The sequence below is a fragment of the Peribacillus sp. SIMBA_075 genome, assembly GCF_046534585.1.
Genome location: NZ_JAWRYN010000614.1, coordinates 1 through 272 on the forward strand (window position 1 = coordinate 1; position 272 = coordinate 272).

The window sequence follows — 272 nt, forward strand, 5'->3', positions numbered from 1 at the left end:
TGTTTTTTTGCAGAACGAATTAAATGCTGATATAGCAATTCTTCGTTTTGTTTCATATGTACAATCTGCCCAATACCGATGTAAGCCTCGATATACTGTGGATATTGATGTGCTATGTTAAGCCCAATAATGCTTCCCCAAGAATGACCAGCGAGAAATAGTTTCTGTTTATTGAACTTTTTAAGTACATATTGAATCACTTCTTTTGCATCGGAAACGAATTGTTCGATTGTAAAATTTGCTCCGAAATCTTTCATTGAAAAGGATTTACC

General features: G+C 34.2%; 1 protein-coding gene. It reads right to left on the reverse strand.

The genetic code is table 11. From position 1 onward, the window contains the following. Positions 1-272, reverse strand: a 272-nt coding sequence (locus tag SB775_RS29640) for an alpha/beta fold hydrolase (protein ID WP_410864813.1), incomplete at both ends; no start/stop codon positions are given.